Genomic DNA, 14,964 nt, shown 5'->3' with positions numbered 1-14,964 from the left:
TTTCCATTCAGATCAAGGGTTTCAATATACATCTAAATCCTACGCAAAACAGTTAGAGAAATTAGGATTTGTCGGTAGTCATTCTAGACGTGGAAACTGTTTTGATAATGCGTGTATCGAATCATTCTTCTCACATTTAAAAACAGAGAAGTTGTATTTAGTGCGCCCAAAAACATATGAAATGGCCTACCGAGCAATTCAAGAATATATTCAGTTTTATAATACAGAAAGATTCCAAGAAAAACTTCACGGCCTTTCCCCGATAGAATATCGGGAAAAGGCCGTGGCATAATACTCTTTTTATTACTGTCTACTTGACAGGGAGATGACCATACCCGCCTCCTCTTTTTTATTACGCCTTCTTAACGAATTGTGATTTTAACTTCATAGCTCCGAAACCGTCGATTTTGCAATCAATATCGTGATCGCCATCAACTAGACGGATACTCTTTACTTTCGTACCGATCTTCACAACTGAAGAAGTTCCTTTTACTTTTAAATCTTTAATAACAGTAACAGCATCGCCGTCTTGAAGAACGTTTCCGTTCGCATCTTTTACAACTTTTGCACCATCATTATTTTCAGCTTCTGCTTCTTGGCCCCACTCATGAGCACACTCAGGACATACGAAAAGAACGCCATCCTCATACGTATATTCTGAATTACATTTTGGACAATTTGGTAAAGTAGCCATAAATTCATTTCCTCCGTTCATTATTTATACGTAAAAATCAAAATTGATGTTTACATCTCGATAAATAAAATTTGTATAGCATTTCTTTATAGTGCCATAGTCTCACGTTATTGACAAGCCTACCTCAAATTCTCATTTTTTATTGTATTTTACAAAATTTCAATTTGTATGGTGTTTCCAATAAAAAAAGAAGAACCTTCACAAGGTCCTTCTTTCCAAAATGAACGAGTTTCGCTCTAGAAACTCCAACTATTTTCTTCAATATAAAATTGATACTCTTCTAACTCTTCTTCACTTAACTTCTTATTATTCTCGTATACCTCTTGCCACTCGAAATAATCTTCATCGAAATAAACAGCAAATTTTATTTTCACGTTTTTCTTCTCTGTATAATCATAACCAGTAAACTCTACTACGTCATACTCTTTTTCTTTCTTCACAAACTTCCAAGTTGGGTTATCTGTCATAATTTCTAAAGTAACCCCTTCATCACTTGAACGAACAACGTTTTTAATATTCGGCTCAGTTGGTAAAAAGGACAGCCCGAACGCAGCTAAACCAAACACAATCCCGACTATAATCTGTAAACCAATCATACCAGCTACACTAACGCCGCCCTTTGATTGTAAGAAATACGCCTTCTCATGATCAGACGCATCTTCTCCCTTACGAAAAACACGAACAGCATGCTTATAATATAAACGGTTTCCTTGCCATCCAGTAAATATCATCATTCCTAATTGAAGAGCTAAACTAAATGTTACATAAATCCCATCTGGAATATCTATAAAAGGGGGTATAACTATACTAGGTATAGCCAATAACGCAAATATAATAAATAACTTATACATTTTACGATAAGCTAACCAAAAGGTTGGGAAGAAAAAGGCTACCCAATTCCATGTATTCCCTTGCGCAGGATTTTCTACTTTACCCCACTTAAAATCATAATAAGCTGTATTTTTTTGAACAACTTTATGTAATTCTTGCTGAGAAATTGTTTCTTGTAAAACAGTGTCCTTCACGTACATCATCCTTTTCTTATTTCTATATACATTTATTGTATATGTACAAAATGAAGGAATCTAACAAAAAGTACACATATTTCATAAAAGTGAACGGAAATCGAATATATTCCGACAATTATCCGTTTCTTATTTCATTTTACTTTTAAATATATTAAAATAATCGTGTATCATACCTTTAATACACTAAGTTAATTATTTTATATATTCACTACATTTCCTCCCTCTTAATCATATTGAAATACTATTTTATTTCTCACACATTCCCCTTCACTTTCTCAATAATATCTTCTATACGTTCCGCTATACATTCCGGCTCCCATTCTCCCTCACCGTTCATAGCTGTATAAACTGGACAGTTCTCATCATTACTATCTACAAAAATCGGATCTCCAAGATAGGAATCTATCCCTATTACAATCCATCCATCTTTCCAATCTCCTTCTTCATTCCCTGCTAAGCTTTGCCCTTCTTCATCAAAACTATAACCAAGTTGCCCTTCTTCTATTTCTTCACTATTAAACAATTCTATCGTCATAGGTTCAGATTCATACTCTAGCTCAATTTCATTATCCTCAGCACGATCTACATGTGCTAAAAGTTGTTTAATTTTATTATGGTTAATCATGATATCTTCTCCATTCTATCTTTTAAAAATCTAATTTTACTCATAATGAGCTGCCGCAAGTAACATTTGAGCAATAAACTTCCATGGAATATTTTCTGGAAGCTTCTCCCCTTGATTTATATAAACACCTTCATAATCACCTAACCAACCATTTAATGCCTCTAAATAAGTCTCTACCTCTACATTCTCCCATTCATCTTTATTCACTTTAAAATCCTTTTGGAGGTATACAAGAAATTTTAATAAATCTTCTTTAGAATTTACGTGATCAAGGTATTCATACACATCCATACTCCGTCCCTCCCTCTATTGCGTGTTATCTAAACTAACTATAATATATGACATAAGATTCTTAAAACTATTATTTGGGGTGACCGAATATGAAGAGTACAATTTGGGCAGACGATGACTATTTAAAACTAGCACCCATTAACGATGAACTAATCAAAAAAGCAGAAGAAGTACTGAACGTAAAGCTTCCAGAATCATATATAAACCTTCTAAAAGAACAAAATGGGGGAACTCTTCGTCTCGATGTTCACCCTACTTCAAAGCCAAATTCTTGGGCAGACGATCACGTTAATGTATCTGGTTTATATGGTATTTCTTTTGATGAAAATGAATCTAGTATTTTAGAGAGCCGCTATTTAATTCGAGAATGGGAAATGCCTGAGAATATCGTACTTTTATCTGGTGATGGACATACATGGATTGCATTAGACTATCGAAATGTAGCTGAAAATCCTCCAGTTATATTTATCGATAATGAGTTTGAGGAAATTATTGAATTAGCACCTAACTTTGAAAGTTTCTTACAAAACTTAACTACTTATGAATATGACGAAGAATAAGCCTGGCTCTAAAAAGGAGCAAGATTTTATTACAAATTTACACGCCACTTTAAAACCAATCGGCTTTAAGAAAAAAAGACATACATTTTTCAAAGCTGAAAACGGATTTTATAAGCTCATTAACATACAAAAAAGCCAGTTTGGAGATGATTTTTATATAAATATAGGAGTCCACCCTATCGGTCTCCCGCAGCTTATTACGAACCAATTACAAATAAAAGAAAACATTTCAATATTCGATTGCATTCTACAAACGAGAATAGAGCCTATACATATCAAACAGAACCAGCTATTGCATAATGTTTCACATGAAACTATCAACATTCTGAATTACCTTTCTACTATTTTCGACTGGTTTCAAACGTGGGCATCTTATGAAAATTTAGTGGAAATAAATATACATTCCATTACTCCGGTACTAGCTGTCGTTCCAATATTAGAAGAAAAAGCATCTCTACTTCTTACCTGTTTTTCTTTCTACAAATTAAAACAGTACGAACAAGCTAATCGCTATTTACAGCAATATTTACATTGCGCCGTGCATCTGAATACCAAGGAAAAAGAGCCCATATTCTTTCACGAAGTTGATATGTATATGAAAAAACTAGTAGAAAGCACAATGTAATTTCACATTGTGCTTTCTACTAGTACTTTATATTCCTCTTGTAACTTTTTAAATCAGAAATATTTTATCCCCCCCCTACAACTCCCAAGTAATATTCATTTCTGCAAATGACTCCTTACTAACTTCCAATCCTTCGCTATCTTCCGTTCCAATCATCGCTACTTCTTCTTTAGACAACATAATTTCCTCATTTGGATTTTTGATTTTTCTCTCATACACGAGTTGTAAAAGCTCTATTTGCTCTTCTGTCAGCTCATATTCTTCTTCTAATCTTTCCATTGCTGAGTGCAGATTAAGTAGCGGGATTTCTAATAAGGATCCGCCATGCTCTTCTATCTCTTCAAATGAATCAATTGAATATGCACCGCTCTCCTCAATCCAAAATGCTGCTGTAATGAAAGGCACTGTTTCGCCTTCTACTTCTTCTAATACGTATTGAAGAGCTTCTTCTTTCGCAATGTCTATTACTTCCGAAGGTGCCCCTTCAAAATAATTTTTCGCATCAATCCACTCATCAATTCTCTCGCTATTCACATCTTGAAGACATACAATCGTGTAATTCGGATGAAACGTAATTGTCCCTTGTCCCCCTTGGCTATCTTGCATACTATAGTTAAATCCATCCCATGAACTTTCATGTGAGAAATCTGGACAATGCGCTACATTAATTGCATGGGCAATCGAATTTAAAACGCAGCCTTTCCATAGTTGTTCTTTATCTATATGTAATTTATATTTACTCATCATCTTCCCCCATGCGCATATTTTTTTCTATTATCTTTCCTCTACACAATGCTTGTAAATACTTTTCTATCTACTACAAAATAAAAAAGACTTCCTTTTTAAAAGACGTCTTTTTATAGTTGAAAATTTACTAATAAATAAAACGAATTATTTAATAAATGAATCCCAATTGGAACGAGTAAATTCTTCGTTCTCTTATATGTGTATGCTAAACATATACCCATACCAAAAATATATAAAATACTACCTACTGTAAGGGGGTGCCCTAAAGTAAATATGAAAGCACTTATAGCAGCACTACTAAGTGTAGAGAAGCGCTGAGATAATTTCATAAAAAACATACCTCGAAATACAATTTCCTCCCAAATAGGCGCAAAAGTTGTGAGCACAACTACGTATAGAATGATTTCACTTGTAGTAGGTTCTATTACTATATTAGATTCATCCACACCAAGCCCATGTGGTAAAACTACATTTAATACCGCAAGATACATAAGCATTACAATCGTTGTTATTACTATCGTTACATAATGTTTAAAATTATTGAACTGTATTGATTTTACTAACTGTACACAGTGATTTCTTGCTGGTGAATATATAAAAATAATAGTAAGAAATGTTAAAGGTGGAATAAGATGATCTACATACCATGGATATAAGGAAGAGTCATATATAATGTTTAAAAAACCAATTCCATACATTACTCCAAAAATAATTATTATCATGCTAATTACTTCGCGCATACTCATTACTACATTCTTTTTTTCATATGTAGCTAATTCTATATTCATCTTATCCCCTCCAGTATAATTAAACCTTTTAAACCATTATATACCATTTCCAACACAAAAACCGACGATACAATTTACTGTATCATCGGTTTTTTCCCTACCATTTCTCTTTACATGTTTCAATTAAATGCAGTAAGTACCTCTTCGTCATATCTGCCCTTCTCCACCTTGAGAGCATTCGCTTTTCTTTTGGATTGTGCCGTATTCGCTCTACTTCTTTTAATAAAAGCTCCCATTCTTCCGCTGAACGTTCTGACAAGTATTGCAATCCTCTATCTTTTGAAACGATTGTTTTATAATCTAGTGTATATAAAATACGTCCCATCGTAACGACAGCTGATTCTACCCACTCTTCTATAAAAAATAAATATGGCTTCTTCGCCTTTTCACTCCAGTACTGTTCTACGTTATATTTCATCGTATTTACTACATCACTCCATTGTATTTGCAGCGGAAGATCTTCTGCTTCTTTTCCGGTAACTGTAATTCCTTGATTTTTCAACGTCCACCATGTGACCGCATTAATGTCCCAATGACCAACATTAGCTTTACTATCTGCACAATACACATACTCGTTTATTTCATCATTGTATTTCCCTAAATCAGCAAGCGGAATATACATACCGTCCATTCTTTTACCTAGCGTATTATCACTAAGTTTCTTATGTAGTTCCACAAGCTGCTGTTTTTCAGCTTCATTCACGGAATCATTTATCACTGTAACAAAATCAACATCGCTCGTTTCCTTATGAAATGCGCCTAGTGCGATGGACCCGTAAATATATACGCCGACTATTTTTTCATCTAAAAAAATTTCTTTTAATTCTACTGTGTACTGCTCCATTAACTGTCGTACTTCCGTTGGTAACGCATGCTTCACTCCGTTTTTCACATCTATCCCTCCAATAAAAAAGAGCCTTTGCAAATTCGCAAAGGCTTCCTGCTTTATAAATATTTCTCGATTTCTTCGTAAACATCCTTCAAACGAGGATTTCCTTCTCCAACAATTTCTCCATTTACAAGAACGACCGGATAAAATAGATCTTCCTCCACTACGCGCTCAGCGAATGCTCTCTTATCTTCATCTTCTTGTTCTTCTTGAAAATCAATATACTCGAAATTAAATTTATTTTCTTGTCCTTCATATTTACGACCAATCGCCGCTTGTAACCACTCAAACGTTTCTGTTGAAGATGGCATTCCAACGCAGCTCGCACAAATTACTTTCGTCCCATACACTTGCACATTAACCATTTCTTCTCCCCCACTTCTTGTTTCAACAGTATATTCAGATGTCTTATTACATAAGCACATCATTTTACAAACTTATTCCATACCCCTATACTGAAAAAACACGTTGTAAACATGATAAAAAATTTCAACATTAAAACAAGAACAGAAAAAATAGATTTTCCCCTCTATCTTGATTATAATAAAACTGATGAAAGGAGTCGATAAAAATGGAAAACCCACATATGCAAGAACAAGTACTAGAAGTATTAGATAAATTACGTCCATTCTTACTTCGCGATGGCGGAGACGTTGAATTAGTAGACATTGAAGAAGGTATCGTAAAATTACGCCTTATGGGTGCATGCGGAAGCTGCCCAAGTTCTACAATCACACTAAAAGCTGGTATCGAACGCGCATTACTTGAAGAAGTACCAGGCGTTATTGAAGTAGAACAAGTATTTTAATTAAAAGCGGAAGCGGCTCATTCAGAACAGGAGGTCATTGGAGCTCCTGACGAAGAGGCGCTTTTGCCTCGCAGGAAGGTGCGAAATGGCCGACTGTTCTAGCCGCTGGAGCTGGATAACTAAAAGCAGAAGCGACTCGTTCAAAATGTGAGGAGGATGGAGCTTCTGACATAGAGGCGCTTTTTGCCTCGGCGGAAGAAGCGAAGCCACCGAACATTTTAGCCGCTGGAGCTGGATAACTAAAAGCGGAAGCGGCTCGTTCAGAATCGCCTTCTAAAAGGAGACCAAATTTGGTCTCCTTTTTTTATTCAAATTACATTTATCCGTTAACATCATAAAACAAAATTGGAAATCCTTCTCAAAAAATGCGATAATTAATAATATAGAATCGTTCACACATATATAGAAAAAAACATAGGGGGACGACACATGCCAAGAATGGGGAACACTTTTTTAACAATTCAAGAACTAGAAAAGAAAAAAGAGTATTTATTAGACCTTTCATCTGTTATACCAACATGGAATGCGAGCTACCAATGTTTATTTAAAGAAATCCAGCAAGAATTATTGGATAAAGTAAATGAAAAGCTCGAAAAGCATCAATTCGTTTTAAATATATGTACAGATCAGCAGGTAGGGGCATAATGTATTACATAAAATTGTGGTATATAAAAAAGAGACCTCACTCGGTCTCTTTTTTATATTTTTAAGATAACCAATCTAATTTTCTAATCCCAAGCTTATCTACTGGTAAACGAAGTGAGCCATAAAAGTGCTTCATAAATTGCTCTGAGCGGTTCACATCGTGTAAAATGGCTTCTAAGCGATCTCTATATATGCTTTTTTGTTCTTCGTTTCCAGTTTGGTAATATCGTTCGACCGTTTCAAAATAGTGAAGCGGGAACAGGAGCCTTGCAAATAATAAGCGCCAACCAAATGAGGACAGCGAGTAATTCCGTTCATAATCTGTAACAAATTGAACGATTGTTTGATCCCAGTCTTTCTTTTTTTCAATCATCATATAGCGAATCCATTCTGCTATATCTCGAGTTGGGTGATCATACACCCAATCAAAAGGGAGTTTGAGACGCTTCGTTTGATGCCATAATAAAGGTGTAAATCGTTCTTGGCAAATTGTTGCTGCATCAGTCAGTTGGGGCGTATCATCCATCTCTGTATCGACAACATATTGAATTGCATTTTCTGCAACTCCTAAGTAATACGGGAAGGATTCAATAAACAATTGATCGAATACGTCTGTAGGGTGGTTCATCACTTGTGATTGCCAAAACTTTTCTAATTGATCGAGCCTTTTTTCCCATAACGCTTTCCATTCACCAATGCGGCTTAATTGCTCGATCTCTTCTGGAAAAAAAGCACCTCGTTTATGGAATATAGAAAGCTCACTTCCTAATGATGTAGCATGTCGTTCTAATGCACGCATACCTTTTAATAAGCAGTAATTTTGTTCTTCTATCTCACTTACATAGTAGCCGTGTATAGTCGGAACGAAAGTCGCTACAGTTATATCCCCTTGCTGGTTCATATAGTCACTGAGCTTTTTCATCTCTACAAGTACTTCTTCCTCCATGTCTCCAATTGGAACAAGTACATAAATTTTGTTGCGAATCCAAAAGCTTTTATAGGGGCCAAGGGGGATTAATTCTTTAACATGCATGTGATAATGCTCAGAAATATGATGAATCATCGCAGTCGCCACCTATGGTTTTTCTTTATATATATGAGCTTGTGCTCGCCTTTCATTCCTATGCACATGATAAAGCAACGAAACGTATACAAATACTAAAAAGAAAAAAAGGTGATAAACATGAAAGAATCAAATCAACTACAAGAAAGAGCATTACAACTATTACAAGAGCGCGGTGTAACAATTGACGATATTGCTGAGCTTGTTCATTTTCTTCAAAAAAAATATCATCCAAATTTAGAGATGTCAGAATGCCGTTACAATGTAGAACGTGTACTATCAAAACGTGAAGTACAAAACGCACTGATTACTGGTATCGAGCTTGATGTCCTTGCTGAAAAGGGAATGCTAAGTGAGCCGTTACAAGATATTGTAAAACGTGATGAAGGCTTATACGGAATTGATGAAGTTATCGCACTTTCTATCGTGAATGTGTATGGCTCTATCGGTTTCACGAACTTTGGATATATTGATAAATTAAAACCTGGTATTTTAGAATACTTAAATGATAAATCAACTGGAAAGGTGCATACATTCCTTGATGATATCGTCGGCGGAATCGCTGCCGCTGCGTCAAGCCGTTTAGCGCACCGAGCTGAGCACTCAGAATAATAATGTTTTCTAGGCCGTCAGTTTCATGCTGACGGCCTTTCGTATTCCATCAGCATAAATTCTCTTCCGCGACTCAAAAAAATAGTCCCTTGTCTAAATCCGATATTTTTATATAACGTAATTGCTCTTGTATTAAATGTCGCTACGCTTAATCGAAACATTTTTGCATTAAACTCTTTCGTGGCGAACGCTATTCCAGCTTGGAAGAATTCTTTCCCCATTCCTTTCCCAGTTAACGCCGGCTTCATGCCAAGTCCGATATCAATCACATCTTCTCCACCATATAAATTAGCATCTCTTCCACCTGGTACTTGTGCATTTGCTCCAAAACAAAAATAACCGATGAACTCTCCTTGACCGTCACAACAGCCATAATACATTCCATCTAATAGCTCTTCCATTACTTCTTTCTCGCCTGAAAAACTATATAAATTATATGGTTCCTCGTACGCCCACGTATTTATCTCCATCGCTTCTTCTTTTGTTAACACATGTATATCCAATCTTCTCACTCCTTATCAAATATTCTATATATTTACTCATTCATTTTTCACATTAAATTTCCCTCTAATTGCAATATGCAGAATTACATACGCACAGCCATTAAACAAGTGGTACAATTTATTTGAATCGCTGTTGCTACACTTCTTGATTAGAGAAAAGGCGTTAACACGGAAATTAGCGTCTTATCAACCTCAAGCAATTGGCACATTTTGTCATCTTAAAAGACACTCCAACGAGTGTCTTTTTTTCTATATCCAACAAGGACTTACTCATTTCAAAGTATAAATACATAAAATAATGTAAATCATTACACGCATGAATCACTTTCTAAAAATTATAAAGTAGATTCAAAATAAAAAAGCACTCTTAACTAGAGTGCTTTTTACTTTCAAGCAAGGAGGCTACATATATGGATAGTACTCTCGTATTTAACTTCGGCATTGGTATTGTCATTATTTTATTTGTCTTTTTTGTACTTTGTATGAGCGGGGTATAAAAAGGCGATTTTCGGGCGTCTTTTTATACATACATATGTATTACTTGACTTCTACAAAAGCAGTAACCATAATAGTTACAGATATACAAATAACTATTCACATATCCACAAATAGGAGGAAGAACAATGAAACATGTAATCGTTTATGCACACCCAAATACAGAAAGCTTCAACCATGCGATTTTAGAAACGGTAAAAAGTAAATTAGAAGAAAAAGGCCATGAAGTACGCGTTCGCGATCTATATGAATTAAACTTCAATCCAGTATTAGGCGCTTCCGATTTCATCTCATTTTCTCAAGGAAACACACCAGCAGATATTAAAGAAGAGCAAGAGCATATCTCTTGGGCTGACAGCATTACATTTATTTATCCAGTTTGGTGGGCGGGACTTCCTGCTATTTTAAAAGGATACGTTGACCGTGTATTTAGCCACGGCTTCGCTTATGCTTACGGTGAAAATGGCATCGAGAAGTTATTAAGCGGTAAAAAAGGGTTATTATTATCTACAATGGGCAATACGAAAGAAGCATACACAGCAGGCGGCATGTTTGATGCAATGAAGAAAACAGCGGATGTTGGTATTTTTGAATTTACAGGCATTGAAACAATTGAGCATACATTCTATACAAGTGTTCCTTCTGTGGATAACAGTGTGCGTAAACAATATCTTGAAGAGGTTAAAGACGTTGTGAATCGTGCTTTTTAATAAAATTAAATCAGCGCAACTCAGATTATATCAGCGATTTTCTAAATATATCGGCGCAACTCAGATTATATCGGCGATTTTTAAAATATATCGACTTACCGACAAAAATCGACACTAGTCACAACTGAATGTTAGCCCACACCAATCGGGCTGCCTGCAAATAGCAGGAATAAAAAAAGCTGTTCCAAAGTTTGGAACAGCTTTCTTCACTACATCTTCTCAATCCACTCCGTCAAGTTATGCACAACTTGCGTTGGTTGTACTTCATATTCTGTTAACTTCTCCACAGTTGTGACTCCAGTGTGGACAAGAAGGGTATGCATACCAGCATTTATTCCTGCTAAAATGTCTGTATCATAGTTATCCCCAACCATTAATGCTTCATTTTTTTCTATGCCAAGCACTTTTAAAGCTTGTTCCATAATGATTGATTCTGGTTTTCCGATAAAGATTGGATCCACACCTGTTGATACTGCTACAACTGATGTTAATGAGCCGTTACCTGGTAACAATCCGCGCTCAGTCGGAATGGCAATGTCTCCATTTGTAGAAATAAACGTTGCGCCGTTACGCACAGCAAGACAAGCTTTTGCTAATTTTTCATATGTGATGTCACGATCTAAACCAACAACAACGAAATCAGGATTTTCATCCACAAGTTCAAATCCTTTTTCCACAAGTGCATCGTGTAAGCCTTCTTCACCAATCATATATACAGTTGCGTCTTGTTTACGTTCATAAATGAAGTTCGCAGTCGCCATACTCGTTGTGAATACTTGCTCTGCTTTCGCTGGAATATCGAAACGAACAAGTTTTTCTGCTACCTGTTCTGGTTTACGAGTTGAGTTATTCGTAACGAATAAATATGGAATGCCGCGCTCTCCTAATGCTTTTACGAAGTCGCTTGCTTCTTCAATTTGTTCTTCTCCGCGATACATCGTACCGTCTAAGTCAATTAAGTACCCTTTATACATCGATTATGTCTCTCCTTCTATGCTAACGTTCTCACCTTATCATACCATTCTTATATTACCCGCTTTTTACAAAGAAAAAAACGCTTTACCTTAAAGCGCCCCATAACGTTCATTTTTTCTCTTTTACTTGGTAAGAACAACTACAATCGCCCTCGCACATGTTTGCTAACGTCTTTACATCTGCCCCTGCAAATAAACGCTTATACATCTCTTTTTCATCTTCACATACTTGCGGAAATCTCTCTGCAATTTCCTTTAACGGACAGTTTTGTTTTTCAATTACGAAAGAGTTCTCTCCGTCTCTCTTAATTTGAACCATATAACCATTTTTCTCTTGCATCGCTGCTATCTCTTGCACTTTATATGCTAAATTCTTTTGATCACTCACTCGCTTTTGTAACTGTTCTTCCATTCGCTTCGTTCTCTCTTTTAAAACATAACGAAGTATTTTTTCATCGCCCATTCGAGCTAAATCTTCTAGCATATCAATCGCAAATTGCTTATACTCTTTCGGGAATGTATCTTCTCCCTTTTCACTTAATCCATACAAATAAGTTGGTCTTCCGACATGTTGCCTTACCATCTTAGAATAAATGAGTCCGTCTTTCTCAAGATTACTTAAATGTCTTCGGATTGCCATTTCTGTAATCTCTAAAACGTCAGCTAGTTCCGCTACCGTGTGCTCTCCCTTTACTTTCAACAATTGTACAATCTCGTCTTTCGTAGTACGTGCTTCCCCCATACTTCACCCTTCTCCCTTTTCTTTCTCACATACAATATAAGATCCCCAAAAGGCATTCTCTGGGGATCTTATAAGCATAATTATTCTGGTACAAATGCAGATACAGGTCCTAATTCCTTTTCTAAATAACTGCGAATATTTGCTGGGTATTTTTCTACCACTGCAATATGTTTTTGAATCGTCTTATATAATTCATCATGATTCATTTGAATATAATCTTGCATAAGCATTTTTCGAAGAAGGATAATTTCTTTCATCCCTTGTCCATCTTCTTCACTTATCACTCGCTCATCCATTAAAATATCAATAATATCTTCATAACTTCCTGGATCGCGCATAATAAATCCATCAATCATCGCATTTCCTACATCTAATACAGTATCAATAATAAGATGGGCTATGCGCTCTAATGCATAAAATTCAAACTCGGTTTCATATATCTTTTTCTCTTGAAATGTACTTGTTGCTCGTTCTAAACATACTAGCATTTGTTCTATTTTCTTTCTGTCTACAAAATACATGAATGTCACCTACCTGGAAATTAAAGCATTTACATTTTAATTGTAACGCTTTCTTCTGAAAAAATCGACAATTTTTCGAATTCACCTTTTCTCTGTTATTTGTTATAGTTATATTTGTATGATTTTTGAAATTGGAGGAATGAAATCTTGGAACGTGAACTCGCACTAGAAATTGTCCGTGTAACAGAAGCAGCAGCATTAGCATCCGCACAGTGGATGGGCCGCGGAAAGAAGAACGAAGCAGATGATGCAGCAACTACAGCAATGCGTGATATGTTTGATTCAGTAAACATGGCAGGTACAGTTGTAATTGGTGAAGGAGAACTTGATGAAGCACCGATGCTGTATATTGGTGAAGAACTAGGAACAGGTAACGGTCCAGAAGTAGACATCGCCGTTGACCCACTAGAAGGTACAAACATCGTTGCAAAAGGTCTTGCAAATGCAATGGCAGTTATCGCAATCGCAGATAAAGGAAACCTTCTTCATGCTCCTGATATGTACATGGAAAAAATCGCGGTTGGTCCAAAAGCAGCTGGTAAAATTAGCTTAGATGATCCAATTGAAAAAACAATTGAAATTGTAGCAGAAGCTAACAATAAAAAGATTCGCGATCTAACAGTTATCGTTCAAGAACGTGAACGTCATCAAGATATTATCGATCGTGTTCGTGCTAAAGGTGCACGTGTAAAATTATTTGGTGACGGTGATGTTGGTGCGTCAATCGCAACAGCACTACCTGGAACAGGTATTGACTTATTCGTAGGTATTGGCGGAGCTCCAGAAGGCGTTATTTCTGCAGCAGCATTAAAATGTCTTGAAGGTGAAATGCAAGCTCGCTTAGTTCCAATGAACGAAGAAGAAGAAGCTCGTTGTCGTGAAATGGGATTAGAAGATCCTCGTCAACTTCTTATGTTAGATGACTTAGTATCTGGGGATGATGCAATCTTCTCAGCAACTGGTGTATCTGCTGGTGAGTTATTAGACGGTGTTAAATTCCTTGGCGGAGATTTAGCTGAAACATACTCTATCGTAATGCGTTACAAAACAAGAACAGTACGATTCATTAAAACGCATCACCATTTAGATCATAAACCACACTTAAACTTAGATATTTAATAAAGGAGCCATGTGTATGGAAGAACGTTTCTTTCTGTACGACGATACTGTCGCTACAAAAACTCGTTTCGTTAGCTTTATGGGAGAAAATGAGCGTCATGATTTAGCGCTTTTATACTCCGATCGTCATTACGGTAAAACAATTGTACTTGATATGCAAAGTAATAAATTTGCAATTATCGGTGCTGACGATTTAAACGAACCAGGCTACTTAGAGCACGCATTTTCTATGACTGAAGAAATTGCAGAAGAATTACGCTCATTTTTATTTGAACTTATATAATTTATCGTATGCACCAGCTATTTTAGCTGGTGTTTTTTCGCCTTTATTATTTTGAATTTTCAGTATTATATGTTATAATGAAGAATAAATCTATTTGGATAGAAAGGACGTTATCTACGTATGCCAACATTTACTTTGTAATGGACCAGCAATTGGATAGCATTACTCTCAAAAAAGCACCACGCTTTTTCAAGGGAGTAGTCTGCCCATTCCCATTACAAAGGAACGTATTGCATCTGTAG

Annotated in this window: 22 protein-coding genes; 9 read left to right on the top strand and 13 right to left on the bottom strand. The window is 36.0% G+C overall.

Annotated elements, in window-relative coordinates; genetic code table 11:
- A partial coding sequence (locus MR143_RS08145; protein ID WP_242280698.1) for an IS3 family transposase occupies positions 1-292 on the top strand: 292 nt, incomplete at its 5' end.
- Positions 293-352: 60 nt separating this feature from the next.
- Here MR143_RS08145 and phnA read toward each other — a convergent pair.
- The 4 genes from phnA to MR143_RS08125 all read right to left on the bottom strand — a co-directional run bounded on the left by phnA (position 353) and on the right by MR143_RS08125 (position 2,638).
- Positions 353-694, bottom strand: coding sequence for an alkylphosphonate utilization operon protein PhnA (gene phnA / locus MR143_RS08140; RefSeq protein ID WP_000212737.1), 342 nt, complete (start codon positions 692-694; stop codon positions 353-355).
- Between the two features lie 236 nt (positions 695-930).
- Positions 931-1,728, bottom strand: coding sequence for a DUF2628 domain-containing protein (locus tag MR143_RS08135; RefSeq protein WP_003303348.1), 798 nt, complete (start codon positions 1,726-1,728; stop codon positions 931-933).
- A 247-nt stretch (positions 1,729-1,975) separates the two neighbouring features.
- Entirely contained in the window at positions 1,976-2,347 is a 372-nt protein-coding gene (locus MR143_RS08130; RefSeq protein WP_000607081.1) for a hypothetical protein, read from the bottom strand.
- A 36-nt stretch (positions 2,348-2,383) separates the two neighbouring features.
- Complete coding sequence (locus MR143_RS08125; RefSeq protein ID WP_000383679.1) at positions 2,384-2,638, bottom strand: DUF7660 family protein; 255 nt, start codon at positions 2,636-2,638, stop codon at positions 2,384-2,386.
- An 89-nt stretch (positions 2,639-2,727) separates the two neighbouring features.
- Between MR143_RS08125 and MR143_RS08120 the strand changes: the two genes are divergently transcribed.
- Complete coding sequence (locus MR143_RS08120) at positions 2,728-3,198, top strand: SMI1/KNR4 family protein (protein WP_000843108.1); 471 nt, start codon at positions 2,728-2,730, stop codon at positions 3,196-3,198.
- Positions 3,185-3,823 carry a DUF4304 domain-containing protein gene (locus MR143_RS08115; RefSeq protein WP_002181021.1) on the top strand — a complete coding sequence of 213 codons (639 nt, stop codon included), beginning with the start codon at positions 3,185-3,187 and terminating at the stop codon, positions 3,821-3,823. Before MR143_RS08120 ends, MR143_RS08115 begins: the two co-directional genes overlap by 14 nt.
- Before the next feature lie 75 nt (positions 3,824-3,898).
- Here the strand turns inward: MR143_RS08115 and MR143_RS08110 are convergent, their stop codons facing one another.
- The 4 genes from MR143_RS08110 to MR143_RS08095 form a co-directional block, all read right to left on the bottom strand.
- Positions 3,899-4,567 (bottom strand): hypothetical protein, encoded by a 669-nt coding sequence (locus MR143_RS08110; RefSeq protein WP_000049688.1) that lies wholly within the window; start codon positions 4,565-4,567, stop codon positions 3,899-3,901.
- Between the two features lie 113 nt (positions 4,568-4,680).
- Positions 4,681-5,358 (bottom strand): CPBP family intramembrane glutamic endopeptidase, encoded by a 678-nt coding sequence (locus tag MR143_RS08105; protein ID WP_001019405.1) that lies wholly within the window; start codon positions 5,356-5,358, stop codon positions 4,681-4,683.
- A 97-nt stretch (positions 5,359-5,455) separates the two neighbouring features.
- A complete protein-coding gene (locus MR143_RS08100; protein ID WP_002181020.1) occupies positions 5,456-6,250 on the bottom strand; it encodes a nucleotidyltransferase domain-containing protein in 795 nt (264 codons plus the stop codon).
- Between the two features lie 53 nt (positions 6,251-6,303).
- The gene (locus tag MR143_RS08095) at positions 6,304-6,612 is read right to left on the bottom strand and encodes a YuzD family protein (protein WP_000248593.1); all 309 of its coding nucleotides are present in this window, start codon (positions 6,610-6,612) and stop codon (positions 6,304-6,306) included.
- 206 nt (positions 6,613-6,818) lie between these two features.
- On the opposite strand from MR143_RS08095, the gene MR143_RS08090 reads away from it, so the two are divergent.
- Both MR143_RS08090 and MR143_RS08085 read left to right on the top strand, forming a co-directional pair.
- Positions 6,819-7,055, top strand: coding sequence for a NifU family protein (locus tag MR143_RS08090; protein ID WP_000431159.1), 237 nt, complete (start codon positions 6,819-6,821; stop codon positions 7,053-7,055).
- Between the two features lie 429 nt (positions 7,056-7,484).
- A complete protein-coding gene (locus MR143_RS08085) occupies positions 7,485-7,700 on the top strand; it encodes a hypothetical protein (RefSeq protein ID WP_001137785.1) in 216 nt (71 codons plus the stop codon).
- Positions 7,701-7,761: 61 nt separating this feature from the next.
- Here the strand turns inward: MR143_RS08085 and yutH are convergent, their stop codons facing one another.
- Complete coding sequence (yutH, locus tag MR143_RS08080; RefSeq protein WP_000581258.1) at positions 7,762-8,763, bottom strand: spore coat putative kinase YutH; 1,002 nt, start codon at positions 8,761-8,763, stop codon at positions 7,762-7,764.
- Between the two features lie 120 nt (positions 8,764-8,883).
- Here yutH and MR143_RS08075 point away from each other — a divergent pair, with 120 nt between their 5' ends.
- Entirely contained in the window at positions 8,884-9,375 is a 492-nt protein-coding gene (locus MR143_RS08075; RefSeq protein WP_000665103.1) for a phosphatidylglycerophosphatase A family protein, read from the top strand.
- Positions 9,376-9,398: 23 nt separating this feature from the next.
- On the opposite strand, the gene MR143_RS08070 is transcribed toward MR143_RS08075, so the two are convergent.
- Entirely contained in the window at positions 9,399-9,878 is a 480-nt protein-coding gene (locus MR143_RS08070; protein WP_000351219.1) for a GNAT family N-acetyltransferase, read from the bottom strand.
- A gap of 623 nt (positions 9,879-10,501) precedes the next feature.
- Here MR143_RS08070 and MR143_RS08065 point away from each other — a divergent pair.
- Positions 10,502-11,083, top strand: coding sequence for an NAD(P)H-dependent oxidoreductase (locus tag MR143_RS08065; protein ID WP_000683454.1), 582 nt, complete (start codon positions 10,502-10,504; stop codon positions 11,081-11,083).
- Positions 11,084-11,292: 209 nt separating this feature from the next.
- Here the strand turns inward: MR143_RS08065 and MR143_RS08060 are convergent, their stop codons facing one another.
- The 3 genes from MR143_RS08060 to MR143_RS08050 form a co-directional block, all read right to left on the bottom strand.
- Entirely contained in the window at positions 11,293-12,057 is a 765-nt protein-coding gene (locus MR143_RS08060) for a TIGR01457 family HAD-type hydrolase (RefSeq protein ID WP_000276467.1), read from the bottom strand.
- A 109-nt stretch (positions 12,058-12,166) separates the two neighbouring features.
- Entirely contained in the window at positions 12,167-12,799 is a 633-nt protein-coding gene (locus MR143_RS08055; RefSeq protein WP_000503343.1) for a helix-turn-helix transcriptional regulator, read from the bottom strand.
- A gap of 80 nt (positions 12,800-12,879) precedes the next feature.
- On the bottom strand, positions 12,880-13,320 hold the full coding sequence (locus tag MR143_RS08050) for a DUF86 domain-containing protein (protein ID WP_000274009.1): 441 nt from the start codon (positions 13,318-13,320) through the stop codon (positions 12,880-12,882).
- 147 nt (positions 13,321-13,467) lie between these two features.
- On the opposite strand from MR143_RS08050, the gene glpX reads away from it, so the two are divergent.
- Both glpX and MR143_RS08040 read left to right on the top strand, forming a co-directional pair.
- Complete coding sequence (gene glpX / locus MR143_RS08045) at positions 13,468-14,439, top strand: class II fructose-bisphosphatase (RefSeq protein WP_000439090.1); 972 nt, start codon at positions 13,468-13,470, stop codon at positions 14,437-14,439.
- A gap of 16 nt (positions 14,440-14,455) precedes the next feature.
- Positions 14,456-14,722 (top strand): DUF3055 domain-containing protein, encoded by a 267-nt coding sequence (locus tag MR143_RS08040; RefSeq protein ID WP_000392611.1) that lies wholly within the window; start codon positions 14,456-14,458, stop codon positions 14,720-14,722.
- Positions 14,723-14,964: the final 242 nt, after the last annotated feature.

Origin of the sequence: Bacillus cereus group sp. BfR-BA-01347 (assembly GCF_022663835.1) — a bacterium.
Taxonomy (GTDB): Bacteria; Bacillota; Bacilli; order Bacillales; family Bacillaceae_G; genus Bacillus_A; species Bacillus_A thuringiensis_K.
The sequence above is the reverse complement of the archived record's forward strand: the minus strand, read 5'-3'. Positions and strand labels throughout refer to the sequence as shown.